The 298-nt window shown below is 65.1% G+C and carries 1 protein-coding gene; it reads left to right on the plus strand.

The window, feature by feature from the left end:
* Positions 1-152: DNA gyrase inhibitor YacG (gene yacG / locus EOB49_RS35160; protein ID WP_127383563.1), on the plus strand; the 152-nt coding region annotated here is incomplete at its 5' end.
* Positions 153-298 lie beyond the last annotated feature (146 nt).

Consider the following 298-nt stretch of genomic DNA (forward strand, 5'->3'; position numbering starts at 1 on the left):
GCCCCGAATGCGGCAAGCCCTCGGCGCGCGACACCTTCCCGTTCTGCTCGACGCACTGCAAGGACATCGACCTCAATCGCTGGCTGAAGGGCGCTTACGTCATCAAGGCTCGCGACGACGAGGAAGAAACGGACCCCGACGATTCGAAATGAGCCGGGCGCCGCCGATCAGGCGGCGGCCTCGCTCTTGCGGTTCGTCCGCGCCCAGGTCGGCAGCCAGTCGCTGTGAGCGGCCAGGAGATCATCGACCAGTGACCAGATCTGGTCGAGATCGAGTTCGGCTGATGTGTGCGGGTCCA

The organism is Mesorhizobium sp. M7A.F.Ca.MR.148.00.0.0, from assembly GCF_003997735.1.
In the GTDB taxonomy this organism is placed as follows: domain Bacteria; phylum Pseudomonadota; class Alphaproteobacteria; order Rhizobiales; family Rhizobiaceae; genus Mesorhizobium.